This is a genomic window from Paenibacillus timonensis, from assembly GCF_022427145.1.
Taxonomy (GTDB): domain Bacteria; phylum Bacillota; class Bacilli; order Paenibacillales; family Paenibacillaceae; genus Fontibacillus; species Fontibacillus timonensis.
Genome location: NZ_JAKSXN010000026.1, coordinates 46,015 through 70,179, shown reverse-complemented (window position 1 = coordinate 70,179; position 24,165 = coordinate 46,015). Strand labels below are relative to the sequence as shown.

Below are 24,165 nucleotides of genomic sequence, written 5' to 3'. Positions count from 1 at the left end.
CCCACCGCCGGATTTCCGCAGAAATAACGACATAAAATACCGCTATTTGTTCAAACAGAGGCCTATCGCTTAAAATAACGCCATGAAATACCGCTATTTCTGAAATGAAGCGCCCACCAAGCCGCAAAAGGACTAGGTTTAATCCATCCAACTATTCAGCGGGTTAAGCATTAGCTCCATTCATCCTCCCAGCCGCCGAATAAATCCAGCTGACGCGGCGGAAGCCCGCGCGGCGATTGGCCCAGCAAGCCCATCATCTCCAGCGCGTTCATCGCCGCATCCCCGCCGGAGTTGTTATTGAAGATCACGCAGATCTCCCTCGTGCCTTTGCGATACAGTTGGTCCAGCATGCCGGTCCACTCCTGCAGCTCCTCCTGGGAGTAGCGGTACAACGTACGGATCTCCCGCCAGTTCGACGCGCCCGCTTGACTCCATCCCGTGGCATTCCTGCCGTGCATGCGGACGATCGTTAACTCGGCATCGGTGGGTTCCAGCACCGTGGGAACCGAGCCTTGCCCCGCCTGGGGTTCATCGCAAACGATATGGATCCAGCCCTCTTGGCGCATGAAATCGAGCGTGCGCTCCCGATTGTCGGCCGAAAACCAGCTTTGGTGGCGAAACTCCAGTGCAGACGGCAGGTTCCCCATCCATTTACGGATGGCCCGCAGCTGCCGGACATGCTCCGGCGTGCAGTCGAACCAGGGCGGGAATTGGAACATGACCGCCTTTAGCCGGCCTGCCTCTACCACCGGGCGGATCGAATCCAGATAAGCCTGGAACATGTCGCCCGGACCGCCAAAGGGCGATTTGCCCCGGCTGTGGCCGGTCATCCCCTGATAAGCTTTAATAATAAATGTGAAATCGGATGGCGTCTCCGCCAGCCAGCGGCGATACACTTCTTCCCCCAGCACGGCGTAAAAAGAGCTGTCGACCTCCACCACGCTAAAATATTTCGCGTATTCGGCGAGCTTGTCTTTGGCCGGCGTCCGGGCGGGGTACAAATCGTCATGATCGCCCCAGCCGGCCAGGCCGATGCGGATCATGTCCTCACCCCCTGCCTTTTACGAATCTCCGCCGGCTTCAATCACCCGGTGACCGGCGGCTTTCAGCAGCCGGTTCATCACCGCCGAGCCGAGCCCCTCCTCGGGGCAGGCTTCGGCGAGGATGTAAGTGACGCCGCATTCGTCGAAGCGGCGGAGCGCGGCGTAGAGACGGTGCGCCGCCGTCTCCAGCTCGGCCTCGCGGCCGAGCGAAAGCGCGCAGTCGGCGCGGTAGGACGGGAGGCGCTCGTCGAAGGCGAGCACGCCCGTCTTCTCCCCGCGCGCCGCGGCCGCCGCGAGCTCGGCCTGAATGCGGTCCGCCACCCGGGCGGCGGACCCGCGCACGATGCGCAGCACGCCCTGCGGCGCATAGTGCGTGTATTTCATGCCCGGCGCGCGAGGCGCCGGGCCAGGGGCCGCCCCGCCGCCCGCCTTCGCCTGCGGCTGCAGGGCGGCGTCCAGCCGCACGCCCGCGCCGGCGACGCGGGCGAGCTGCTCCGCCGTGATCCCGCCTGGGCGGAGCACGGTGACAACCCCGTCCCGGCCGGCTTCCACGACCGTCGACTCCAGGCCCACCCCGGTGGGCCCGCCGTCGACGATGCCGTCAATGCGGCCGGACAGGTCCTCGCCCACGTGGCCCGCCAGCGTGGGGCTCGGGCGACCCGACCGGTTGGCGCTGGGCGCCGCCACCGGGCACCCCGCTGCGGCGATCAGCCGCAGCGCCACGTCGTGGGCAGGCATCCGCACGCCCACGGTGGACAACCCCGCCGTCACACGGGGCGAGACGGCGCCTTCGGCCACGGGCAGCACCAACGTCAGCGGCCCGGGCCAGAACGCCTCCATCAGCCGCCGTGCCGTCTCGTTCACTTCCGTGACGAGTCCGTCCAGCTGGCTCACGTCGGCGATGTGCACGATCAGCGGATTATCGGACGGACGGCCTTTGGCGGCGAATATCGCCTCCACGGCCGCCGTATTCCGCGCATCCGCGCCAAGCCCGTATACCGTCTCCGTCGGGAACGCCACCGTCCCGCCGGAGGCCAACACGGCGGCGGCTTCCTTCAGGCCCGCCGCCTCCTCCCCCGCTTCCGAAGCGTCCGGCATGCTGACTGCATCGGCAACTTGTCCACCAGAGGCCCCCCCAGCTCTAGGCTCTACTTTCCACCACCGGGTCGACTTGGGCGCCACCTCTCGCAAAGCGGGCAGATCTCCTGCGCCGCGGGTTGTATTGTCAATAGATTCATTTCGGTTCATTCTCGCTCATCCCAAACTGTTCAATAATCGATATATTCTACTATTATACCCGAACCCGGTCAGGCGCATAGCCCGTCCCCGCAAACAAGGCGCAAAAAAACCGCCCGGAGTCCTCCGAACGGTATCTTCTCATCATGAACGATTAAGCAAATAAACTGGTAATCCAATTCCAAAAATTCACCAGCATGTCCCACAGGAAGAAGCGTACCTCCGCCTGTTCCGGCTCCACTTGAACGGCATCTCCCGGCGCGCCGTCTGCAGATGCTTTTGCGGCTGTATCCGCGCCCTTATCCGTACCTGCAACCGCGTCCTTAGCCAGCGCGTCCCCACTCCCGGCGTCGATGAAGCACAGCGGCGGAAACAGCACGCACCACCAGTTCTTTCCTTTGCCTTCGCCCAGCGTCACGCGCAGCGCTTCGTAATTGCCGGCCGGATAAACCGCCCCGCCGTACATTTTGGTCGGAAACGGCACCGTGCCGAGCTCGACTTGGTAATCGTAGTTCTTTCCGTATTTTTGGAGCGTTCGGCCGACTTGCTCCTCGATGGCAGGCAGATGATCGCGGATCACTTGACGAGCCTCGTCCAGGCTCTGGGGATTTTCCAACTGAGCGATCCAGCCGTTCATCTGCTCGACCACAGCATCGCGAACGCGGCGTTTGACGAGCTGATCCGTGGTCCCATCCGAATTGGCCAAAATGCGCAGCCGAATGGATTCCTGCGGAATAACCCCTTGCGTCCCCGCCGCCGCGGCGGTATCGACCATTTGTCCCTCCCAGGACATCAACAGCATGACGATAGAAAAAAAGAAAAGGGCGAGTTTCTTACGGGAAGGCGTACGTTGGCTCATGATTCCTTGCTCCTAACCAAACCGGTATTTCAGCAGCTGATGTCTATCAGTATGTCCGGTTAAGAGACTTCTAAACCTCGGAATCTAGTAAATTTTCGTTCGCGAAAAATAGAGTGATGAAATCACCTTATTTCTGCCAATCTCCCGTTTTCGAGCCGCATAAGATGAAATTTTCACCCTATCCTCCTCCAAATGCGCCGTTTTGGCCCCTGCATCCGAATATAAGCATAAAAAATCACCTTATTTCGGCGCCCCCCCGCTCCGCTCAAAAATAAGGTGAAAAAGCAACTCTATTCGCAAGCTCGTTAGCCCGCTAATCCGCAAGCTTCCACGCTCCCTTCACTTGCCCTCGCGATCCCGTTCACCCTTGGCTTTCCGGGCGGCGTTTGGATCTCAGCAGGGAGTAACGCGACATCGACGCTGACGGCGTCACGGGATTCTCCTTTTCCTTCTCCTGCCCGTAAATTCGGATGCTCATCGCTACGCCGATGCTCGCCATATTAATGAGCAGCGAAGTACCGCCATAGCTGATGAACGGCAAGGTAATCCCCGTCAGCGGCATTAGGCCGATGAACATGCCGATATTTTCGAAAATCTGATACAGCAGCATGGCCACGATCCCCACGATTATATACGGCCCGCTGGTCTCGCGACTCTCGAGGGAAATCAGGATCAGACGATGAATCAGCACGAAATACAGCAGCAATAACGCCGAACTTCCGATAAAACCAAACTCCTCGGCGATCACCACGAAGATCGAGTCCGAATAGGTGAGGGGCACGCGTTCCGACTGAACCGTCTCCCCCTTCATGTACCCTTCCCCGGTCATGCCGCCGGAAGCGATCGCCAGCTTGGCGTTCCGGGTATGATACGAGGCGTCTTCGGACGCTTTCTCCGGCATCAGCCACGGATCGATCCGGTTGATCCAATGCTCCCGTCCAATCTCGACGAAGAAGTTGTACACCTGGTCGTGATACGTCTTGTAGGCGGTAATGCCTCCGATCACCGAACCGACGAAGATCACGACGGCGATCAGCGCATGCCAATATTTAATGTTCCCGATCCACAGCATGCCCGCCAATATGATGATATAACTAAGCGCATTCCCCAAATCGTTCTGCGCCATCACGGCAACGAACGGAATGAAGGTCAGCAAGCAGATCGGCACAACATCGCGCCAGAACGCCAGCCGGGGCTTTCGTTTGCGCAGCAGCATAAACCCGAGAAAAATAACCAGCAGCAGCTTGAAAAACTCCGCCGGCTGAAAGCTTTGATTAATGACCGGAATCGTCAGCCAACCGGTCGCGTTGTAATACGTATTGCCGATAAACATGACCACGACCAGCAGCCCGAAGCCGCTCAGGTATAGATAGGGCGCATACTTCACCAGCAGCCGGTAGTCGACAATCGAAACGCCGAAAAACACGGCGAACCCCAGCGCGTAATACGCCAGCATGCGAAGATGGTGTCCGTCATATTTGGTGCCCGACGTGGCGCTGTACAGCACCGCGATACTGATGACCATGAGCAGCAGCAGGATCACGACGATGGAGTAATCGATTTTCTTCAGTTTGCTCAGCATGAACATCCTCTTTTCTTTATCAAGAAACCCCGTACCTTTACTTTAAAAGAAACCCGCCCCAACTACAAATGAGCCCTTCGACCCAAATAACGGGTGAAACCCCTAAAAGGTTTCCCCTCTCGGTTTTATTTTTACTCAGGGGCAGCTTTTTTCCTTCCAGGGGCGCAAAAAAAGAACGCCGACGCAAGCGTCGGCGCCCGAAATGGGGGTCGGGATAGAAAGGGGAAAATGGGGGAGCGCAGGTTAGACGGGGGTGATCAGCGTGATGAGGCCCGTGGCGGCCGTCAGCGCGAAAATACCGATGGTTTGAATGTTACCAAGCTCAACGGAAAACGTGCTGCCTTGGGCCACGGTTTGGATAAAATCCGGCGCGTTGTACCGGGTGATGCGAAGCTCGACGTTACCCAGCGTAGCCGCAACCGTAACAATCCCGGTTGGGCCCAGCGGATCGGCAGCCACGAAATACCCTTGGCCGACGCCGGCGGCTTGCGCATACGGAAACGTCAATGTGAATGCCATGCGGAATCTCCTCCTTTCGGTTTGAGATACCACATTCTATGAAACTACTCTTCCAAAGTGAGCGGCTTTTGGTAAAGCCGATTCACCTATTTTCATAGAGTCGCGCAGCGGGGGTTAACGCCCGCGCGCGATGCCCAGCACATGGCGGTCGATGCCGGCGAGATCGGGAACCGTCACGATCTCGTCCCAATGGCCGGCGGCGCGCAGCAGCTCCGCGACGTCGGCGGCCTGGCCCTGGCCGAGCTCGAAGCCGATCAGGCGAGGCGGCCGCGGCAGCAGCGCGAGCTGCGCCATCATGGCCCGGTAGGGCGCAAGCCCGTCCGGGCCGCCGTCCAGCGCGCCGCGCGGCTCGAAGTCCCGCACCTCCGGCTGCAGGTGCGGGATGTCCTCCGCCGGGATGTACGGCGGATTCGACACCACGATGTCCAGCGGCTCGCCGGCAAACGGTTCAAGCAGGTCTCCCTGCTTGAACGCCACCGCGAGGCCAAGCCGCCGGACATTATCCTGCGCCACCGCCAAGGCGTCCGGCGAGATATCGCTCGCCGCGACGCGCCACGCTGGGCGCAGATGGGCCAGGGCCGCGGCGATGGCGCCGCTGCCCGTGCCGATGTCGGCGGCGTACGGCGCGCCGCCGGGCCACAGCGCATCGCCTTCCAGCGCGATGCGCTCCACGAGCAGCTCCGTTTCCGGGCGGGGGATCAGCACCGCCGGGTTGACCCGGAAGGTCAACCCGTAGAACTCCTGCTCCCCGATGATGTACTGCGCTGGCTCGCCCGCCGCTTTGCGGCGGATCATCGCTTCCCAGGCGTCCTGCTTGTCCGCCGGGAACGAATCGCGCAGCGCGGCCAAATACGCCGCGCCCCCAAGATTCAGCACGTGGCGGAGCAGCAGCTCCGCGTTGGACTCGGGCTCCCGCACGCCCGCCGCCGCTAAAAAAGAAGAAGCCTCTTTACGGGCTTCCCAAATCGTCATTGCACCGGACATCCGGTATCCTTCGCTGTGCAACACGTTATTCTCCTTTATCCATCAGTTCGGCTTGCTCGGCAATCGTCAGCGCCGACACGATCTCTTCGATCTCGCCGTTCATGACCTGGTCCAGCTTATGCAGGGTCAGGCCGATGCGGTGGTCGGTCACCCGGCTTTGCGGGAAGTTATAGGTCCGAATCCGCTCGCTGCGGTCTCCGGTACCGACTTTGCTCTTCCGTTCGCCGGCGTATTTCGCTTCCTCTTCCTGCCGTTTCATATCGAAAATCCGGGCGCGCAGCACTTGCAGCGCCTTCTCTTTATTCGAGTTCTGCGATTTGCCGTCCTGGCAGGTCGCTACGATGCCGGTCGGGATGTGCGTCACCCGCACAGCGGATTTCGTCGTGTTGACCGATTGGCCGCCCGCGCCGCTCGAGCAGAACGTATCGACGCGAATGTCCTTATCCAGAATTTCAATATCCACGTCCTCGACTTCCGGCAGCACAGCTACCGTCGAAGTCGATGTGTGGATCCGCCCTCCCGATTCCGTCGAAGGAATACGCTGTACGCGATGCGCACCGCTTTCGTATTTCAGTTTGCTATACGCGCCCCGGCCGTTAATCATAAAGATGACCTCTTTAAACCCGCCCAGGTCGCTTTCATTCATGTCCATAATATCAATGCGCCAGCCTTGAGAATCGGCATATCGCGTATACATCCGGTACAAATCGGCGGCAAACAACGCCGCTTCATCGCCTCCGGCTGCACCGCGAATTTCCACGATCACGTTCTTATCGTCGTTCGGATCCTTCGGCAGCAGCAAAACGCGGATTTTCTCTTCCAGCTCCTGCTGGCGCGCGCTCAGTTCCTCGATTTCCATCTTCACCATTTCGCGCATTTCATCATCCAGCTTCTCGGCCTGCATTGCTTTTGCGGCTTCCAGCTCTTCGACAACAGTCTTATATTCGGTGTACGCCTCATAAGCCGGCTGTAAATCCGATTGTTCTTTGGAGTAATCCCGCAGGCGTTTCGAGTCGTTCGCCACGTCCGGATCGCAAAGCAGCTCGCTCAGCTTCTCGTAACGGTCAGCTAGGGATTGTAGTCGGTCCAACAAGGGATGTCACCTCTCTTCATTCAATCACATGTTCTTATAAAAAGCCGCTCATCCGCAGGCTTAGTATTTCAGGGATAAACGACTTTTTATTATACCATGGAAGCCGTGTTTTGGCTAGGGAACATCTGCCGAACCCCCTGCGTTCCCCCCTGGATCTTTGCACCAAAAAAAGACGCCGCGAAGGCGTCTTTCTTCAGGTTCATGAACAACCGCTATCTAAACATCAAGCGGATGGCCGCCATTCGCCATTCCGTTTGCCTCGGGATTCGTGAATCCCGCAGGCGGGCGAAGGGCAACAATTTGCTCGATCAGCGACTGCTCCAGCTTCGAGTTCCAGTCTCGGACCATGCCCGGCAGCAAGCAAGCATCGACAATGACCCAAACGGTCAACGCCAATCCGAACAGGATGACCGGAATGAGCAGCAACAGCGAATACGCCGTATCGGGGGAATCCACGCTTTCGATCCCCGCCGCAATGGCAAACCCAAAGTAAAGCCCGATTGCCAGGATGAATAAACATAGCTGGATGACTCCGCTGGCAATTCGCTTCAAGTAGAAACGATGCACGCCTAAATGACCGGCCAACAGCATCATGTACGCCAGGCCCAGCGACTTTTCGCGCTTATTCATTTCCGAGTTCAGGAGCATCAATTCACTCGTGGTCAGATCGCTTTTGGTCGGCATAACTAGATTGGATACTCCGGAGATCTGCCGCGATCATAGAAGATCCGGTCGATGACCCGGTTCTCTACCTCAGCGTTATGCTGTTTTACCCAGGTGTGCACCAGGAAAGCGTCCACGATCCACCAGATCCCGGTGACGATCAGCCCGACGACCGTCAGCGACAAGATCAACTGGGTAACGGCCGTTCCGATTTTCCCCATGTAAAAACGATGTCCCCCGACGACACCAAGGAAATACCATAGAATGTAAGCAACAAACATGTTTTTCCCCTGGCTCTTCACCTCGGATTCCAGCAGCAACAGTTCTCGGGTATCCAACTGGGACTTGCGGTGCAAGGCGTAATCCATACTCATTACAAATAATCAAACTTGAGTTAAGTATACAAACTCGATTCTATGAAAACAATGCAAATTTTTCCTGAACGTTCATCTTTCTAAATGAGGGTATGCCGGTCATCCCCAAATTATTCATCTTCTATAAATTATGAAAAAATGCAAATTAATCAAAAAAACTGCCCCAAGGATCGCATGGGGTCTGCGATCTCTGGGGCAGTCATCCTCCTCCGTTGTTACAAGAGTCGAATTAGACGTTAAAGCGGAAATGCATGACATCGCCGTCCTGGACGACGTAGTCTTTGCCTTCCAGCCGCAGCTGGCCGCGTTCGCGCGCCGAGTTCATCGAACCTGCCGCGACGAGGTCATTGTAAGAGACCACCTCTGCACGGATAAATCCGCGCTCGAAGTCGGAGTGGATCACGCCTGCCGCTTGCGGCGCTTTCGTGCCTTTGCGGATCGTCCAAGCGCGGACCTCCTGCACGCCGGCCGTGAAGTACGTATACAGGCCAAGCAGGCGGTAAGCAGCCTGGATCAGGCGGTCCAAACCGGAAGCGCTCAAGCCGAGCTCCTCCAGGAACATCGCCTTGTCCTCGCCTTCCAGCTCCGCGATCTCCGCCTCCACCTTGGCGCTGATCGGCACGACTTCGGCTCCTTCAGCCGCGGCGAATTCTTTGACCTGCTGCACGAAAGGATTGCTGTCGGCTTCGGTCACGCCGTCCTCGCTGACGTTGGCGGCATACAGCACCGGCTTTAAGGTCAACAAGTGCAAATCGCGCACGATCAGCTTCTCCTCATCGGTCAGCTCGACGCTGCGCGCTGGCTGATCGTTATAGAGCGCCTCTTTGATCCGTTCCAGGACCTCGACTTCCTGCGCGTATTGCTTGTTGCCGCCCTTCATGTTTTTCTTGGAGCGTTCGATTCGTTTCTCTACGCTTTCCACGTCAGCCAAGATCAGCTCCAGGTTAATCGTTTGAATGTCGCTGATCGGGTTGATTTTGCCATCCACGTGGGTAATGTTCTCGTCCTCAAAGCAGCGGACCACATGGACGATCGCATCCACTTCGCGGATATGCGCCAGGAACTTGTTGCCTAGTCCCTCGCCTTTGCTTGCACCGCGCACCAAACCGGCGATATCGACAAATTCGAACGCCGTCGGAACCGTGCGGTTCGGAACCACCAGCTCGGTCAGCTTGTCGAGCCGCTCGTCCGGGACCTCGACCACGCCGACGTTCGGGTCGATCGTGCAAAACGGATAGTTGGCGGATTCGGCCCCCGCCTGGGTTATCGCGTTAAACAGTGTGGATTTCCCCACGTTCGGCAAACCCACAATGCCTGCTTTCAAAGCCATATCATTGACAACTCCTCATTCTTGTAATTGCTCAGCTTCCTTCAACCATAGTAACGATACGCCGGGAATATTTCAAGGATTACGATCTCCCCCCGCGCCGGCCCCGCGTTTCAGCCGCGATCCTCCAAGGTTTTGCTCATCTGAATGTCCGTGGCCGTATAACCCATCTTTTGATAGAGCCGGTACGCCCGCTGGTTATGTCCGAATACATGGAGGCCGATCGTATTCAGCCCCAATTCGCGCACGTTCTCCTCCAGCGCGGTCATCGTCGCTTGGCCGTAACCTTTGCCCTGGAATTCGTCATAGATCAGAATGTCGAGGATGAACGCAACCGGACCTTTCTCCTGCTCCATCACATTAAACCAGAGATGTCCGACAGAGGTAAGCCGTTCCTTCTCCTTCACGCTAAATAGATGGGCTCCCGCCGTCTCCAGATCGTCCGGGAGAAACCGTCGGAACGCTGCCTCAGAAAGCGCCTGCGCATCTTCTGCCTTCCAGGCGCCGGCAGCGACTTTCTCCTCCGCATATTCGCGGACCGAGCGGCTGCGGAACGCCTGATATTCCTCCTTCGTCATGGGAACCAATTGCACCATATGTATCCTCTCCTAGCCGATCCTTAACGGACCTTATTGAATGAACTCCGATTTATCCAAACGGATACCAAAACCCCTGAAACCAACTGCGTTTCAGAACGACGCCGGCTGCCAGCAGAACGACGCACAGCAGCGCGATCAACTTGTCGCTTCCCGTCATGACGGTGCCCATGTACCAGGTCCGCCGCGGTTTCGTCCCGAACCCGCGCAGATCCATGGCATCGGAGACCGATTCGATATGCAGCAGCGAGGACTGCAGCAGCGGAACGACCGCCTGCGTCAGGTTCCGCGCCCGTTGAAGCAACGTGCCGTCACCGCGGGAGATCCCCAATCCGCGCATTTGGAGCGCGTTCAGAATCGTACGGAATTCCTTCGTCAGATCCGGAATGTAGCGAAAGGCGATGCTGACGGCATAAGCAAGCTTGTACGGTATGCCCAGCTTGTTCAAGCTCGCTGCGAAGCGGCTGGGATGCGTCGTGAAGATGAACAGCAGCGTAATCGGCAGCAACGTCAAATATTTAAACGACAGCGTCAGTACGTAAAACAACGTTTCCGCATTCACGGTATCGTATCCGAGCGGAATGAGCGGCGTATCTCTACCGGTCAAAGTCGTCCCGAAGCGGGGCGTGATCAGGAGAATGAAGACGCTGTTGATGACGGTAAAGACCATTAGCGCCCAGAATAGCAGCGCCATTTTCCGGAAAGGCACCCGGGCCAGCAGCAGCATCGTGACCCCGCCGGCCAACATGATGGCGAACACGCGCAAATCCATGAACAGGAAGGTGACGACCGTCCAGGTCAGCAGCAGGATCAGCTTGACCGCACCGTCCATGCGGTGAAAATAAGAGTCCCCGGCAGCGTATAATCCACTCGCTCGGCTCATGCTCGTTTCACCTTCTTTTCCGCGGCGATAAAGGCTTCGACGAACCGCGAAGGCGAGGCCATTCCCAAGGCCTCGGCGAAACGCGCCAGGCTCGTCTCCCGCAGGTTGGCCCGGGCGGTAATTCCCCCATCGGCTAGAATCCGGGCCACCTCATCCTCGGCGATGATCCGGCCCTCCGACATGACTGCCGCCCGGTCCGCATATTCGAGCGCCAAATGCATGTCATGCGTAATGAAAAGGAACGCCATCCCCCTAGCGGCGAGCCAGCCGATGAATTCCATAAATTCGGTATAATGCCGATAATCCTGTCCCGCCGTAGGCTCATCCAATATCATCAACTTCGGCTGCAGCGCCAGAATAGCCGCGATGCTCAGCCGTTTCTTCTGTCCGAAGCTCAACGCGGAGACCGGCCAGTTGCGGTACGGATACAGGCCGCAAATCTGCAGTACTTCCTCCGTTCGCTGCTCTCGCTCGGGTTCAGGCACACCGCGGGCGATCAGGCCGATGCGAATCTCGTCCCGCACCATATGCTGAGTCAGCATATGATGGGGATGCTGCATCACGTAACCGATCTCTTCGCCGCGCCGGCGGATCGACCAGCCGTCGATCCCCTCGCCGCGCAGGCGAATCTCGCCCGTGCTCGGCTTCAGCAAGCCGGTAATCAACCCCGATAACGTTGATTTGCCGGCCCCATTACTGCCGAGCAGGGCAACGGTTTCGCCCGAGCGGACGGTCAGCGAGACGTCCGCTACCGCGTTCCTGCCCGGCTCGTAGGCGAAGGACACGCCTCGCAGCTCAAGCAGCGGCTCGCCGAGGCCGCCCCGTGCGGCCAGTGGAACGGACGCCGCCCAGGCCTCCAGCCGCTCCCGCAGCTCCGGTTCGCTCAGCCCTGCGCAGGCGGGCGATTCCTCGTCGGCTGCCTCCGAGGCTGGCTCCCGGAGGTGCAGCGTCTCCGGGCCGGTCAAGCCGGCAAAGGCGGACAGCGGCAGCCCCGCATGGCTCAGCGCCTCCAGGTACAGCGGCTGGCGCAAGCCGTACCGGGGGAGGATGCCCGCCGCCAGCAGCTCGTCCGGCGTGCCGATCGCCGCGATTTCCCCCTCGTTCATCACGACGACGCGGTCAATATGCTCCAGCAGAACGTCTTCGACCCGATGCTCGATCAGGATCACCGTTTTCCCTTGGCTTCGGTGGATCTCGTCAATCAGCCGCATCGCTTTGGCGCCGCTCGCAGGGTCCAAATTGGCAAGCGGCTCGTCGAACAGCAGAATATCCGCTTGCGTCGACAATACGCCGGCCAGCGATACGTGCTGCTTTTGCCCGCCCGACAGCTCGTGCGGCCCCTGCGCTTCGTAAGCCCGCATCCCGACCAGATCCAGCGCCGATGAGACGGCCGCTTTCATCTCGTCTTGCGGAGCGGCCTCGTTTTCAAGTTGGAACGCCACATCCTCGCCAACCGTCTGGCCGACGAACTGGGCGTCCGGGTTTTGCAGGATCGTCCCAACCCGGCGGCTGCGCTCAAAGATCGTCATCGCCGAGGCATCTTGGCCGTCCAACAGCAGTTGCCCGGACATTTCGCCGCCGTACGAAAAGGGAATTAGCCCATTGATACAATGGGCTAATGTCGATTTGCCGGACCCGCTGGGGCCGGCGATCCATATTTTCTCCCCGCGTGTTATCTCCAAATGGATGTTCTTTAGCGTAGGTTCGCTTTGGTTTTTATAGCGGAAACTGAACTGTCGGAAAGTGATAACTGCCTGCATTTTTTCAGTTAGCTCCTATCTGTCCACGCTTAAATTCGAGTTGTTGCGGTTACGTTTCACGTAGGCCAGCACCGCAGGAAGCCCCAGAATGAGAAACACGGCCAGGTTCGCCAGCCCCGCGGAAATGACCTGAACCGCGATTTTGTCGTTGGGTTCGCCCATCACGAGGATGTCGAAGTACCCGGAAAAAGCCAGCGACACGAAGATCCCCACGATGCCGTACACGACGAACCAAGCCACGTGGTTTTTCTTCATCTGCCCTTCTTTGGCGTTGAAATCCTTGGCCAAATAGATCAGTCCCATAAAAGCCGCTGTGATGCCCGAGCCAAGTGCCCAGCCCCACCATACGGTTCCGCTCGTAATCAGATCGTTGATCACGTGTCCGATAAATCCGGCGATAAAACCAACGACCGGTCCGAACAACGCACCGAAAATCGCCAGCAAGGCGATGGCCGGACGCAGTTGCGTATCCGGCGCGATCGGGATGCCGATCCAGCTGGTCGCTCCGTACAGGGCGGCCCCGATCCCGATGGTCACCACCGTTCTCGTGTTCCACTTCCACAATGAAGGTTTCATTTCCAACTCCCCCTCCGCACGCCAAAACCCGCCGCATCGCGGGATCCGCCGCCGAATTATGTAATGACCGGCCGCCGTTTCCTTATCGAATCTATCCAGGCTGCCGTCCATGCGGACCGGTGTTCCCCTTCAATATAATAGGGATTTCGTTCGATTGCAACAAATTCTTACTAGATTAGTTGGAATTCATGCATTCATTCGTGGACCCACCGCTTTGGCCATTATCCCTTTGGATCAGCTTTGCACCATTATCCCTTTCGATCAGTACATTGCACCGTTATCCCTTTCGATCAGGTGCCGGGGATCAGCTCACAAACAGTGGAGAGTAAGGATAGGATACTGAGCCGCAAGCTTCCTTTACCAGACCTGAATCAAAGGGATAATCGTGCAAAGGAGCCGGCCGCGACAACTCGATGCCGTGTACCCCGCATCGCACCCGCACTGTACCTGCACTAGCCTCGTTCCCAGCACCTGCACCTGCACCTGCACCTGCACCTGCACCTGTACCCACACTGCACTCCCACCCTATCTGCACCGTACACGCACCCACACTGCACTCGTACACTACCTGCTCCTGTACCCGCACTGCACCTGTACCCTACCTGCACCGTACACGCCACCCGCACCGTTCCGCCTCTGCCTTGCCGCGGTCGGCTGAACCGACGCTACGCTGCTACTCGCGGCGAACGAGCCGCGGCGTATTGCGCAGCGCCGGTATGCTGCCGGCGCCAACCCCAAACATGGCGGTGCGGAGCTCCAGCTCGACGCGCTCCAAGAGCGCGTCCAGCCGCTCCTCCGAATGCACCGCCGGTTCGAGCAACGCCCGGCCGAACCCGGCCAAGTCCGCGCCAAGCGCCAGCGCTTTGGCGGCGTCCACGCCGGTGTTCAGGCCCCCGCTGCCGATCAGTGCGGCGTCCGGCACCGCCGCCCGCACTTCGCGGATGCATTCGGCGGTGGGGATGCCCCAATCCGCGAATGCTTCCGCCGCCGCGCGGCGAACAGGGTCGCTGCCGCGGAACTTCTCGACCTGGCTCCACGAGGTGCCGCCGGCGCCGGCGACGTCGATGAAAGCGACGCCCGCTTCGCGCAGCCGTCTCGCCGTAGCGCCGTCGATGCCCCAGCCGACCTCCTTTACGCCAACCGGGATCGGCAGCTCACGGCAGACCTCCTCGATCCGCCGAAGCAGCCCGCCGAAGTTCGTATCTCCCTCCGGCTGGAACACCTCCTGCAGGCTGTTCAGATGCAGCACGATCATGTCCGCTCCGGCGATCTCCACCGCCCGCTTGCAATCCTCCGGCCCGTAGCCGTAATTGAGCTGCACCGCGCCTAAGTTGGCGATGATCGGAATGGACGGCGCGAACCGCCGCACGGCAAACGTAGGCGCCAACTCGTCCCGCTCTACAGCGGCCCGGACCGAGCCGACGCCCATGGACCAGCCGCGCCGCTCCGCCGCTTCGGCCAGGCGCGTGTTGATCTCGCCGGCCAACCGGCTGCCGCCGGTCATCGAGCTGATCAACAGCGGCGTGCGCAGCGAAGCGCCGAGAAACGCCGTCTTCAGGCTGATTTCGGCGAAATCCAGTTCCGGGAGCGCGTTATGCCGGAAGCGGTATTTTTCAAACCCGTTGCGGATGCCCTCCGCGTTTACTTGCTCCTCCAAACAGAGCCGGATATGCTCGGTTTTGCGTTCCGATGTCGGTTCCATGCGGAAGCCCTCCTTGTACCGCGAAAATACGCCGGGCGGCTTACCGCCAGGCCCTCCCGTCCCCTATAGCAACGGGGATAACAGCCGGGCCGCGGATTCCGCCAGGCGTACCGGGATTTTCTTATTCATGAAGACATGCCTGTCGATCAGTTTCGCCGACAGCAGGTCCCGTTCGAAATTGTTCACGACCTTAGCGACGCTGTCGCTTTGTACTAAAAGCGCGTTCACCTCGAAATTCAAATGGAAGCTGCGCATATCCATATTGGCCGTGCCGACCGTGGCGACTTCCCCGTCCACGATGAGCAGCTTGGAATGCAGAAAGCCCTTTTCGTATTCGAATATTTTCACCCCAACCTCCAGCAACGACGGAAAATAGGAATGGGACGCCAGAAACGGCAGCCATTTGTCCGGTTTGGCCGGGAACAGAATGCGCACGTCGATCCCCGATAAACCGGCTACGCGCAACGCGGTCAGGATATCCTCGTCCGGGATGAAATACGGCGTAGCCAGCCACACCGATTTCTTTGCCGACGTGATCATCGCAAAGAAAATGTTCTTGAGCGTCCGGCTTTCGTTGTCCGGCCCGCTCGGCACGATCTGCACCGCGCCGCTGCAGCCCTGCTCCAGCTCGGGGGACAGGTAAGCGAGGTCCATGATTTTCTCCCCGGTCACATACTGCCAATCTTGCAGAAAGATAACCTGCAGCGACCGGACCGCCTCCCCTTTGACGAGCATGTGCGTATCGCGCCAGAAGCCGTAGGTTTTGCTGCGGCTTAAATATTCGTCGCCAACGTTAAGGCCGCCGATAAATCCAGTATTGCCGTCGATGACGACGATCTTGCGGTGATTGCGGTAATTCACCCGGCTCGACAGGGCCAGGAAACGCATCTGCCCGTAAATGCCGACCTTAACCCCGGCCTCCCGCAGCTCCGCGATGAACGATTTGGGCAGGCCGATGCTGCCGACGGCGTCGAACATAAACCGGACCTCCACGCCGGCCCGCGCTTTCTCCATCAGCGTCTTTTGGATTTCCCGCCCGATGTCGTCGGCGCGGTATATGTAGTATTCCATATGGATATGGTGCTCGGCTTTCTTAAGCTCACGCAGCAGGTTGGTGAAGGTCTCTTCCCCGTTGGTTAACACCTGCGTGCGGGTCGCCATCGAATAAGGCGTGCGGGCCAGCCTCTGCGACAGATGCAGAAGGCGCTGCTGGCCGGGGCTGAACTGTGACAAGTCGCGGGGCAGCGGGTGGCCGCTGCGGTCGATCCGCTCGTAGCTGAGGCGGTCTTGCTCCGCTTTTTTATCGAATTTGCGCCGTTTGAAATAGTTTTGACCCAGCAGAAAATAGAGCAACAGCCCGACGACCGGCAGCAAGGCAAGCACGATAATCCAGGCCACCGTGCTGGACGGATTGCGGTTCTCCATAAAAATGGCGAAGCCGATCGTGATGACGGTCAGCGTTTGGAAAATACTAACGAGCGTACCCCCGAATTTACCGAAGACGCCAAATCCGAAATAATAGAAAGCAAATAAAATCGCGGCGATGAAAATGATTTGAAGTCCCCGTCTCATCGTTGTACTCCTTCTTTTTCTATTGATGCATGTTTATATTCTACATGAACGTTCGAATTCTTCCTACTGGTGCGAGGGAAAAATGTACTTGCGCGCCGATTTGTATCCGCTTGGGCTTTGTACTATAATCGGAAATGACCCATAAGTCAAAAAAAGAACCCGTGAGTCAGAGAAAGGGGGTTCGGTCCTTTTTGACCCATCCATCCATCGACAAAAAGAAGCTGATTTTGCGCGCGGCCATGCAGTTGTTTGCAGCCAAGGGCTCGTCCGCCACGTCGATGCAGGAAATCGCCGAAGCTTGCGGGATGTCCAAGGGCAGCTTGTACCTTCACTTCAAATCGAAGGAGGAACTGGAGCAGAGCTTGTTCGACTACTGCTACCAGATGCTGCTCGACCATCTGACGCAGGTAGAACTGCAGCAGGAGTTATCGCCGAAGGAGAAGCTGCATCGCCAGCTGGTCGTCATGCTTGAGCTGGTGCTTGAGCTGCGGGAATTCTTGATCATGCAGTTCCAGGACTGGCACAAGAACGGCACGCCTTATAAGGAACCGGAGGCGGTCCAAGCCCATAACGCCAAGCTGCTGCGACACGGCAAGAACAAGCTCGTGGCGGTCTACGGACCAGAGATCGAGCCGTACGCGGGCGACCTGTTAACGATCGCTTACGGTATGGTCAGCATCTATATCCGCTTGCTGTTCGAGCCCCATATTTCGGCCTCGCCGGAACGGATGGCGGTCCACCTGATGGAGCTGCTCGATCTTGCGGCCCAGCATCAGCTGAACCATCGTCCGGTCCCTTTGATTTCCGAGGAGACGTTGCGGCTGATGTCCGAAGGCGCTCCGGGCAGTCTGGATTTGCAGCAGCATCCTTTGATCGCGATCAAACGACTCCGCGATACGCTTGGCGATGCCATCGCCGATCCGGGCAGTCAACAGGAAGCGCTGGAAACGCTGCAGATTCTGGAGCGCGAAATCCTGGAGCTTCGCCCGCGCCGCGCCATCATCAAAGGCATGTTGGCCAATTTGGCCGCCCTGCCGGAACTTGCCCGTCATGCGGCGGAACTGGAGCAATTGTTACAGGGTTATACCCAGCACTCGTAATTGATGATGTCACCCCTAGAAAGAGAGGAGCAGAAACCCGCTTATGAAGAGTATCATCCAGTTTTCCCTGCGCAATAAGTTTGCTATTTGGCTGCTCACGGTCATCGTGACCGCCGTTGGTTTGTACAGCGGCCTGACCATGAAGCAAGAGACCATTCCGAACATCGATGTGCCTTACCTCAGCGTAACGGCCGTATATCCGGGAGCCGCGCCGGAGGGCGTGGTCGAGGAGATCACCAAGCCGCTGGAGACGCGGCTGCACAACGTCGACGGCGTAAAGACGGTCACCTCCACCTCGATGGAGAACGCCGCCTCGCTGATTATTGAATTCGAATACGGCACCAATCTGGATAACGCCACCGCGGCCGTTCGGGAAGCGCTGAACGATGTGCAGCTTCCCGAAGATGCGCAGAAGCCGCAAATCACCCGATTTAGCCTGAGCTCCATGCCGGTCGTGTCCCTCAGCTTGTCGGATAAGGAATCCGGCAGCCTTGAGGATCTGACCCGGATTACGGAGAATGATATCAAGCCGGTGCTCGAAGATCTGGATGGCGTAGCTTCGGTGCAAATCGCCGGTCAGTTCGTTCGCGAGGTCAGCCTGAAATTCGACCAAGCCAAGCTGAAGGAGCTCGGCCTGACGGAAGATACCGTGAAAGGGATCGTACAAGGTTCCGCGCTCCGCGTCCCGCTTGGATTGTTCAGTCTGGAGCAATCCCAGAAGGCCGTCGTCGTCGACGGCAACATCACGACCGTGGAGGACTTGGAAAACCTGGCCATCCCAGCCGTTCCCAGCCCCGCTCCCGGCACGGCAACTGGCGGTAATGCCGCTGGAGGTGCTGCGCCGGGCGGTGCCAGCCAAGCTGCAGGCGCCGCAGGCGTGAACTCCGGCAACGCCGCCGCTGGCGGCGCCATGACGGGAACGCCGCTCGGCATCCCGACCGTCAAACTTGGCGACATCGCCGACATCGAAACGATCGGCAAAGCCGAATCGATCTCCCGGACCAACGGGGAGGAGTCGATCGGCATTCAGATCGTCAAATCCAACGATGCCAACACGGTTGACGTCGTTAACCAAGTTAAGGACGCTGCCGAGGAGCTCGGCAAGCAATACGACCATATCAACTTTACGGTCCTGTTGGACCAAGGTCAGCCGATCACCGACTCGGTGAACACGATGTTGTCTAAAGCCTTGTTCGGCGCTTTGTTCGCGGTGCTGATCATCCTGATCTTCCTGCGCAACATCCGTTCCACGATTATTTCCATTATCTCGATTCCTCTGTCCCTGCTGATCGCCATTTTGGCCCTGAAGCAGATGGATATTACGCTAAATATGATGACGTTGGGTGCTATGACCGTCGCCATTGGCCGCGTCGTCGACGACTCGATCGTCGTCATCGAGAACATTTACCGTCGCTTGTCCTTGACCGGCGAGAAGCTGAAGGGCAGCAAGCTGATCATCGAAGCGACGCGGGAGATGTTCGTCCCGATCATGTCTTCGACGATCGTGACGATCGCCGTCTTCCTGCCGCTCGCTTTCGTCAGCGGAATGGTCGGCGAATTGTTCCAACCGTTTGCGCTGACGATGGTCTTCTCGCTGCTGGCCTCGCTGCTGGTAGCGATCACCCTCGTGCCGGCGCTGGCGCATACGCTGTTCCGCAAGGGGCTCGGCAAGAAGCACAACCGCGACGAGAAGCCGAAAGGCATTGCCCGCGGCTATCGGCGGGTGCTGGAGTGGTCGCTGTCCCATAAGCTGATCACCTTCGGGCTTGCGGTCGTCCTGCTCGTCGGCAGCGTGTTCCTGTACCCGCTGGTCGGCGTCAGCTTCCTGCCCGAGCAGGAGGACAAATATGTGATGGCAACCTACTCCCCTGAACCAGGAACCCAACTGGAAGATGTGGAGAAGGAAATGCTGAATATTGAGAAATACATTCTGGAGCAGCCGGGCGTCGATAAGATGCAGTATTCCGTTGGCGGCGACAATCCGCTGGGGATGGGCTCCTCCAATTCGGCCTTGTTCTACATCGCTTATGAGCCGGATACCGACCACTTCAGCGACGTGAAGGAGAAGCTGATGGAAGGCTTACGGGCCGAGCTTCCAAAAGGCGAATGGAGCGATATGTCCGAGCTCATGACCGGCGGTCTGGGCGGCGGCTCGCTCAGCGTGAATGTGTTTGGTGACGAGCTGGAGCAAATCAAGCCCGTATCGGACCAAATCCTCGCTTTGATCAAGGAGGATACGAAGAACTTCGAGAAAGGCGAAACCAGCCTGTCGAAAACCTATGAGCAGTACACGTTGGTCGCGGACCAACAGAAGCTAAGTTCCCTCGGCCTCACGCCGGGCCAATTGGCAATGAAGCTGAGCCCGGTTCGCGAACGTCCGGTCCTGACGGAGGTCGCCATCGACGGCAAGAACTACAACGTGTACATCGAAACCGACACCCAGACCTATAACAGCATCACGGACATCGAGAACGAAACGCTGTCCTCGCCGCTGGGCATTCAGGTCCCGATCAAGGACGTGGCGAAGGTTGAAAAAGGCACTTCCCCGGATTCCATCATGCGGATCGACGGGAAGATGGTCGTTGAGGTCAGCGCAAAAATCACCTCTACCGACGTGCAGAAAGCTTCGACCAGCCTGCAGGAGAAAATCGACAAGCTGGATCTGCCGGACGGCGTCACCGTCAAATTCGGCGGCGTCACCGAACAGATCAACGATACGTTTGGCCAGCTGGGCATCGCCATGTTGGCGGCGATCGCCATCGTCTACTTTGTTCTCGTTGTCACCTTCGGCGGCGGCTTGGCTCCGTTTACGATTCTGTTCTCCCTGCCGTTCATTGTCATCGGTGCCATGGTGGGCCTCCTGATCGGCGGAGAGACGCTAAACGTCTCGGCCTTGATGGGCGTACTCATGTTGATCGGTATCGTCGTCACCAATGCGATCGTGCTGATCGACCGTGTGATCCATAAGGAACGCGAGGGCATGTCGACCCGCGAAGCCTTGCTCGAAGCGGGGACGACCCGGCTTCGCCCGATTCTGATGACCGCCCTGGCGACGATCGGCGCGCTGCTGCCTCTGGTCTTCGGCTGGGAGCACAGCGCCGGGATTATCTCGCGCGGCCTCGGCATCACCGTTATCGGCGGCTTGATCAGCTCGACGTTGCTCACGTTGGTCATCGTGCCGATCGTGTACGAATTCCTGATGAAGTTCCGTCGCCGCGATTTATCGGCCAAGGAACTGGAATAGAACAGTCAAAGACGGCGCAAGGAAATAATCCCTGCGCCGTCTTTTCACATTGAATGAGCCATTGTCCCTTTGCCGCAGACGAATCCCGGGCGTAACGCTGATGACGAGCGTTATTTGGGCAAATCCGAGGGGATGGAGATTCTAACGACGGTGAGCAACCCTATTCCGGTCAAAACAGCTGATCCCGGCCGCTAAATGGGGGAATAAGCATTGTCCCAAGCGTTAGGATTTCAAACCGGTGGCGTTTACGCAAATAAGCCCTGTGATAAGCGTTAGAGCTGTACCGGCCGTTAAAAAAGACCTCAACCCCGCATCTCTGCGGAGGTTAAGGTCTTTTTTGCTTTGTTTTAATTAGATCGCCGGCTGCTGGCTCTCACGCCACGCCCGAAGCTGCCGTAAATCGTCCGCCAGGAATTCATCCATCATTTCAGCCAAGCCGGTAAAGAGCGGGCTCTGCGTTGCTTGCATCAGCTCTTTGGCAAACGGCTGCGCCCATTTGAGCAAATGCGCCTCTAGGAATTGGATTTGCGCGTCCGCCAAGGCCAGGCAGCTTTGCTGCAGGCTGGCTTTGGCCAGCATCCCTTCGGCCAGCACCGCCATAAATTCCAGCTCCAGCGCGATATGGTCGTCGCGCTCCCCGTTCAATTTGTTGAATACCACCGCATTATCCATGTATAACTTGCGAACCTCGGCACTGCAAGCCAAAGCGCCGGATCCTTCCCGGCGGCTGCGGAACAAGCTTTCGCAGGACGGGATGATCGCCTCGCGGCCCGAAAACAGGCGATCGTATTCCTTCGCCTCCTGATGGCAGACGCTGCGAAACTCTTCTTCGGGGATGCTTTCCAGATAGGCAATCAGCCTCCGGCCGCCCTTGCTGACCCCTGCCTTCGGGTTCCCTTCCACCTTGCGGCGCCACTGAGCAATCAAGGACATCCGCGGCGGGCGGCTCAGAAAGTCCATCAATAACTGATAGACCATCCCGCGTGTTTCCAGCCACTGAACCTGCTCCTGCGTGTAGACCAAAGGTTTGAACAGCATTGCCATCTGAATTCATCTCCCTATATAGGTTGTTCAAAAAGTCATCTTCCGATCTAAAAAAAAAAGATGACTTCCTTAAAGTGTCGGAAATCATCTAGAATGCATATACCGACACATGATTAAGGGGGATCACGTATCGCTTACTTGCATTATACCCTACAATGTAAGCGCTTTAATGTGATCTTTCTTACACTCACTATAGTTCCATTGTATCATCGTCCGCCACAGAATATACTTGAACAGTGTGTGTCAACGCATTGACGACCCGCTTGAATATATATAAAATTTGAAGCACTTAGAACGAAAGGAGGCATACACATGGAGCAGCTTCTTGACCCTTTTGGGCGAAAGCACGATTACTTGCGCATCTCCGTCACCGACCGGTGCAATTTGCGCTGCGTCTACTGCATGCCCGCCGAGGGAATGGTTTTTCAGCCGCATGAGGAAATCATGAGCTACGAGGAAATTGCCGAGACGGTATCGGCTCTTGCTCCGATGGGCCTCCGCAAAATTCGGCTAACCGGCGGTGAACCGCTGGTGCGCAAGGATCTGGAACAACTTGTTGCCATGCTTTCCGGCATTCCGGGCATTGAAGATATCGCGTTAACCACAAACGGCATGTTTCTGGCCAAGAAAGCGGAGTTGCTGAAGCAAGCGGGATTAAAGCGGGTGAACATCAGTTTGGATTCGCTGCGTCAGGACCGTTTCGCCATGATCACCCGCGGCGGCGAGGTTGAGAAAGTGCTGGAAGGGATTCAGGCAGCCGTTGAGGTCGGCTTCGAGCCGATTAAGCTCAACGTCGTCCTGATGAAAGGAATCAACGAGGATGAAATTCGCGAATTCCTCGCCTTGACGTTGGATCGGCCGCTGCATGTACGCTTTATCGAATACATGCCGATCGGCAGTGCCAGCGACTCCTGGCGCAAAACATACTTGCCCCTGACGGCCGTGGAAGACGTGTGCCGGGAAGCGGGCTGGGAGGTGGAAGGAGTCGAAGGTCCTCGCGGAAACGGTCCTGCCGAAAGCCGCCGGATCGCAGGCGCGGCCGGAACGTTCGGGTTGATTCATCCGGTCAGCGACCATTTCTGCGACAATTGCAACCGGCTGCGCTTGACCGCCGACGGACATATCAAGGCCTGCTTGTATTGGTCGGATGAACTGCATGTGCGCCCGTATGCCGCTGTCGGCGACCAAGAGGGCATCCGCTCCCTGTTCCTGAAGGCGCTTGGAGGCAAGCCGAAAAACCACGAAATGGCGCTGGCCTTGGAGCAAAAGCAACAAAGCCATACGCCGACGACCCGCCGGATGTCGCAAATCGGCGGTTAGTCCTTCAGCAGGCCCGATTCCAACAGGACGCGGGCCTGCTCGTAATCTTCCGGCTTGTTCATATTAAACGCGCACCACTCCAAGGGGAGGCCCGACGCTAACGCGAGGGTCTCCCCTTCGATATATTCGGTGCGCAGCGTTTCCGTCCAAGCCGTCATTTTGAGGCGGCCTGCGCGCAGCCGCTCCTCCAGGCCCGGAAGCACGCTGCGCCGGTAGGCCGCCAGCAGCGGATGTGCCCGCCCCTCCGTGCGGGCCAGGATCGCCTCCGCCGCAGCGAAGCCTTCCTGAGCGCCTGCCACTGCCAGCTCGCCTGCCGGGCCACCCGCCCGGGCCTCGGCTTCCTCCGCCGCCTCCGCCCGCTCCTGCAAGGCCCGGAACAAGCCGCTGTTCGCGAACGGCGTATCGCAAGCTACCGCAAGGCTCCAGCAGGTCGCCGAGCTCTCCAGACCGGCGTGCAGGCCGGCTAGCGGACCGGCCCCCGGGAATAGGTCGGTCACGACTTCTTTTCCAAACCGGTCGTACACCGCTTTGTCGCCCGCCGCGATCACGATTCTGGAAGCCACCGGCTCCAGCTCCCGGATGAGCCTTTCCAGCACCGTACATCCGCCAAGCTCAAGCAGCGCCTTATCGGTGCCCATGCGGCTGGATCGTCCTCCGGCTAAAATGATGGCGGTTGTGTTCATCAGTT

General features: G+C 58.2%; 21 protein-coding genes. 3 read left to right on the top strand and 18 right to left on the bottom strand.

The window, feature by feature from the left end; translation table 11 throughout:
* Nucleotides 1-170: 170 nt before the first annotated feature.
* The 16 genes from MJ257_RS12150 to cls all read right to left on the bottom strand — a co-directional run bounded on the left by MJ257_RS12150 (nt 171) and on the right by cls (nt 16,769).
* Nucleotides 171-1,043 (bottom strand): DUF72 domain-containing protein, encoded by an 873-nt coding sequence (locus tag MJ257_RS12150; protein WP_240269491.1) that lies wholly within the window; start codon nt 1,041-1,043, stop codon nt 171-173.
* Nucleotides 1,044-1,061: 18 nt separating this feature from the next.
* The gene (locus MJ257_RS12145) at nt 1,062-2,141 is read right to left on the bottom strand and encodes an L-threonylcarbamoyladenylate synthase (RefSeq protein WP_240269490.1); all 1,080 of its coding nucleotides are present in this window, start codon (nt 2,139-2,141) and stop codon (nt 1,062-1,064) included.
* A 292-nt stretch (nt 2,142-2,433) separates the two neighbouring features.
* Complete coding sequence (spoIIR, locus tag MJ257_RS12140; protein ID WP_240269489.1) at nt 2,434-3,138, bottom strand: stage II sporulation protein R; 705 nt, start codon at nt 3,136-3,138, stop codon at nt 2,434-2,436.
* 361 nt (nt 3,139-3,499) lie between these two features.
* Nucleotides 3,500-4,720, bottom strand: a complete 1,221-nt coding sequence (locus tag MJ257_RS12135; protein ID WP_240269488.1) for an FtsW/RodA/SpoVE family cell cycle protein — start codon at nt 4,718-4,720, stop codon at nt 3,500-3,502.
* A 243-nt stretch (nt 4,721-4,963) separates the two neighbouring features.
* Entirely contained in the window at nt 4,964-5,239 is a 276-nt protein-coding gene (locus MJ257_RS12130) for a hypothetical protein (RefSeq protein ID WP_240269487.1), read from the bottom strand.
* A gap of 114 nt (nt 5,240-5,353) precedes the next feature.
* Nucleotides 5,354-6,223, bottom strand: a complete 870-nt coding sequence (gene prmC / locus MJ257_RS12125) for a peptide chain release factor N(5)-glutamine methyltransferase (RefSeq protein ID WP_240269492.1) — start codon at nt 6,221-6,223, stop codon at nt 5,354-5,356.
* A 25-nt stretch (nt 6,224-6,248) separates the two neighbouring features.
* A complete protein-coding gene (prfA, locus tag MJ257_RS12120) occupies nt 6,249-7,316 on the bottom strand; it encodes a peptide chain release factor 1 (protein ID WP_240269486.1) in 1,068 nt (355 codons plus the stop codon).
* 216 nt (nt 7,317-7,532) lie between these two features.
* Nucleotides 7,533-7,946 carry an NINE protein gene (locus tag MJ257_RS12115; protein ID WP_240269485.1) on the bottom strand — a complete coding sequence of 138 codons (414 nt, stop codon included), beginning with the start codon at nt 7,944-7,946 and terminating at the stop codon, nt 7,533-7,535.
* Nucleotides 7,947-8,002: 56 nt separating this feature from the next.
* Nucleotides 8,003-8,347: a TM2 domain-containing protein gene (locus MJ257_RS12110; protein WP_372489785.1), complete on the bottom strand. Its 345-nt coding sequence runs from the start codon at nt 8,345-8,347 to the stop codon at nt 8,003-8,005.
* Between the two features lie 235 nt (nt 8,348-8,582).
* Nucleotides 8,583-9,683: a redox-regulated ATPase YchF gene (gene ychF / locus MJ257_RS12105; RefSeq protein WP_240269483.1), complete on the bottom strand. Its 1,101-nt coding sequence runs from the start codon at nt 9,681-9,683 to the stop codon at nt 8,583-8,585.
* A gap of 110 nt (nt 9,684-9,793) precedes the next feature.
* Nucleotides 9,794-10,276: a GNAT family N-acetyltransferase gene (locus MJ257_RS12100; protein ID WP_240269482.1), complete on the bottom strand. Its 483-nt coding sequence runs from the start codon at nt 10,274-10,276 to the stop codon at nt 9,794-9,796.
* Nucleotides 10,277-10,328: 52 nt separating this feature from the next.
* Entirely contained in the window at nt 10,329-11,159 is an 831-nt protein-coding gene (locus MJ257_RS12095; RefSeq protein ID WP_240269481.1) for an energy-coupling factor transporter transmembrane component T family protein, read from the bottom strand.
* Nucleotides 11,156-12,919, bottom strand: a complete 1,764-nt coding sequence (locus MJ257_RS12090) for an ABC transporter ATP-binding protein (protein WP_240269480.1) — start codon at nt 12,917-12,919, stop codon at nt 11,156-11,158. Before MJ257_RS12090 ends, MJ257_RS12095 begins: the two co-directional genes overlap by 4 nt.
* Before the next feature lie 15 nt (nt 12,920-12,934).
* Nucleotides 12,935-13,495: an ECF-type riboflavin transporter substrate-binding protein gene (locus MJ257_RS12085; RefSeq protein ID WP_240269479.1), complete on the bottom strand. Its 561-nt coding sequence runs from the start codon at nt 13,493-13,495 to the stop codon at nt 12,935-12,937.
* A 673-nt stretch (nt 13,496-14,168) separates the two neighbouring features.
* Nucleotides 14,169-15,197 (bottom strand): type 2 isopentenyl-diphosphate Delta-isomerase, encoded by a 1,029-nt coding sequence (gene fni, locus MJ257_RS12080; protein ID WP_240269478.1) that lies wholly within the window; start codon nt 15,195-15,197, stop codon nt 14,169-14,171.
* A 63-nt stretch (nt 15,198-15,260) separates the two neighbouring features.
* Nucleotides 15,261-16,769, bottom strand: a complete 1,509-nt coding sequence (gene cls / locus MJ257_RS12075) for a cardiolipin synthase (RefSeq protein WP_240269477.1) — start codon at nt 16,767-16,769, stop codon at nt 15,261-15,263.
* 191 nt (nt 16,770-16,960) lie between these two features.
* Here cls and MJ257_RS12070 point away from each other — a divergent pair, with 191 nt between their 5' ends.
* Together MJ257_RS12070 and MJ257_RS12065 are read left to right on the top strand one after the other, a co-directional pair.
* Nucleotides 16,961-17,869: a TetR/AcrR family transcriptional regulator gene (locus tag MJ257_RS12070; protein ID WP_240269476.1), complete on the top strand. Its 909-nt coding sequence runs from the start codon at nt 16,961-16,963 to the stop codon at nt 17,867-17,869.
* Nucleotides 17,870-17,912: 43 nt separating this feature from the next.
* On the top strand, nt 17,913-21,113 hold the full coding sequence (locus MJ257_RS12065) for an efflux RND transporter permease subunit (protein ID WP_240269475.1): 3,201 nt from the start codon (nt 17,913-17,915) through the stop codon (nt 21,111-21,113).
* Between the two features lie 351 nt (nt 21,114-21,464).
* On the opposite strand, the gene MJ257_RS12060 is transcribed toward MJ257_RS12065, so the two are convergent.
* Entirely contained in the window at nt 21,465-22,157 is a 693-nt protein-coding gene (locus MJ257_RS12060) for a TorD/DmsD family molecular chaperone (RefSeq protein WP_240269474.1), read from the bottom strand.
* 312 nt (nt 22,158-22,469) lie between these two features.
* Here MJ257_RS12060 and moaA point away from each other — a divergent pair, with 312 nt between their 5' ends.
* Nucleotides 22,470-23,477: a GTP 3',8-cyclase MoaA gene (gene moaA / locus MJ257_RS12055; RefSeq protein ID WP_240269473.1), complete on the top strand. Its 1,008-nt coding sequence runs from the start codon at nt 22,470-22,472 to the stop codon at nt 23,475-23,477.
* Here moaA and mobA read toward each other — a convergent pair.
* On the bottom strand, nt 23,474-24,160 hold the full coding sequence (gene mobA, locus MJ257_RS12050) for a molybdenum cofactor guanylyltransferase (RefSeq protein WP_240269472.1): 687 nt from the start codon (nt 24,158-24,160) through the stop codon (nt 23,474-23,476). The two genes, moaA and mobA, sit on opposite strands and share 4 nt — an antisense overlap.
* Between the last annotated feature and the right edge of the window lie 5 nt (nt 24,161-24,165).

Bases quoted from the DNA above. Each gene is read 5' to 3' on its own strand.
- MJ257_RS12150 (WP_240269491.1), bottom strand. From the start codon at position 1,043: ATGATCCGCATCGGCCTGGCCGGCTGGGGCGATCATGACGATTTGTAC.
- MJ257_RS12145 (WP_240269490.1), bottom strand. From the start codon at position 2,141: ATGCCGGACGCTTCGGAAGCGGGGGAGGAGGCGGCGGGCCTGAAGGAA.
- spoIIR (WP_240269489.1), bottom strand. From the start codon at position 3,138: ATGAGCCAACGTACGCCTTCCCGTAAGAAACTCGCCCTTTTCTTTTTT.
- MJ257_RS12135 (WP_240269488.1), bottom strand. From the start codon at position 4,720: ATGCTGAGCAAACTGAAGAAAATCGATTACTCCATCGTCGTGATCCTG.
- MJ257_RS12130 (WP_240269487.1), bottom strand. From the start codon at position 5,239: ATGGCATTCACATTGACGTTTCCGTATGCGCAAGCCGCCGGCGTCGGC.
- prmC (WP_240269492.1), bottom strand. From the start codon at position 6,223: ATGTCCGGTGCAATGACGATTTGGGAAGCCCGTAAAGAGGCTTCTTCT.
- MJ257_RS12115 (WP_240269485.1), bottom strand. From the start codon at position 7,946: ATGAATAAGCGCGAAAAGTCGCTGGGCCTGGCGTACATGATGCTGTTG.
- MJ257_RS12110 (WP_372489785.1), bottom strand. From the start codon at position 8,347: ATGGATTACGCCTTGCACCGCAAGTCCCAGTTGGATACCCGAGAACTG.
- ychF (WP_240269483.1), bottom strand. From the start codon at position 9,683: ATGGCTTTGAAAGCAGGCATTGTGGGTTTGCCGAACGTGGGGAAATCC.
- MJ257_RS12100 (WP_240269482.1), bottom strand. From the start codon at position 10,276: ATGGTGCAATTGGTTCCCATGACGAAGGAGGAATATCAGGCGTTCCGC.
- MJ257_RS12095 (WP_240269481.1), bottom strand. From the start codon at position 11,159: ATGAGCCGAGCGAGTGGATTATACGCTGCCGGGGACTCTTATTTTCAC.
- MJ257_RS12090 (WP_240269480.1), bottom strand. From the start codon at position 12,919: ATGCAGGCAGTTATCACTTTCCGACAGTTCAGTTTCCGCTATAAAAAC.
- MJ257_RS12085 (WP_240269479.1), bottom strand. From the start codon at position 13,495: ATGAAACCTTCATTGTGGAAGTGGAACACGAGAACGGTGGTGACCATC.
- fni (WP_240269478.1), bottom strand. From the start codon at position 15,197: ATGGAACCGACATCGGAACGCAAAACCGAGCATATCCGGCTCTGTTTG.
- cls (WP_240269477.1), bottom strand. From the start codon at position 16,769: ATGAGACGGGGACTTCAAATCATTTTCATCGCCGCGATTTTATTTGCT.
- MJ257_RS12065 (WP_240269475.1), top strand. From the start codon at position 17,913: ATGAAGAGTATCATCCAGTTTTCCCTGCGCAATAAGTTTGCTATTTGG.
- MJ257_RS12060 (WP_240269474.1), bottom strand. From the start codon at position 22,157: ATGGCAATGCTGTTCAAACCTTTGGTCTACACGCAGGAGCAGGTTCAG.
- moaA (WP_240269473.1), top strand. From the start codon at position 22,470: ATGGAGCAGCTTCTTGACCCTTTTGGGCGAAAGCACGATTACTTGCGC.
- mobA (WP_240269472.1), bottom strand. From the start codon at position 24,160: ATGAACACAACCGCCATCATTTTAGCCGGAGGACGATCCAGCCGCATG.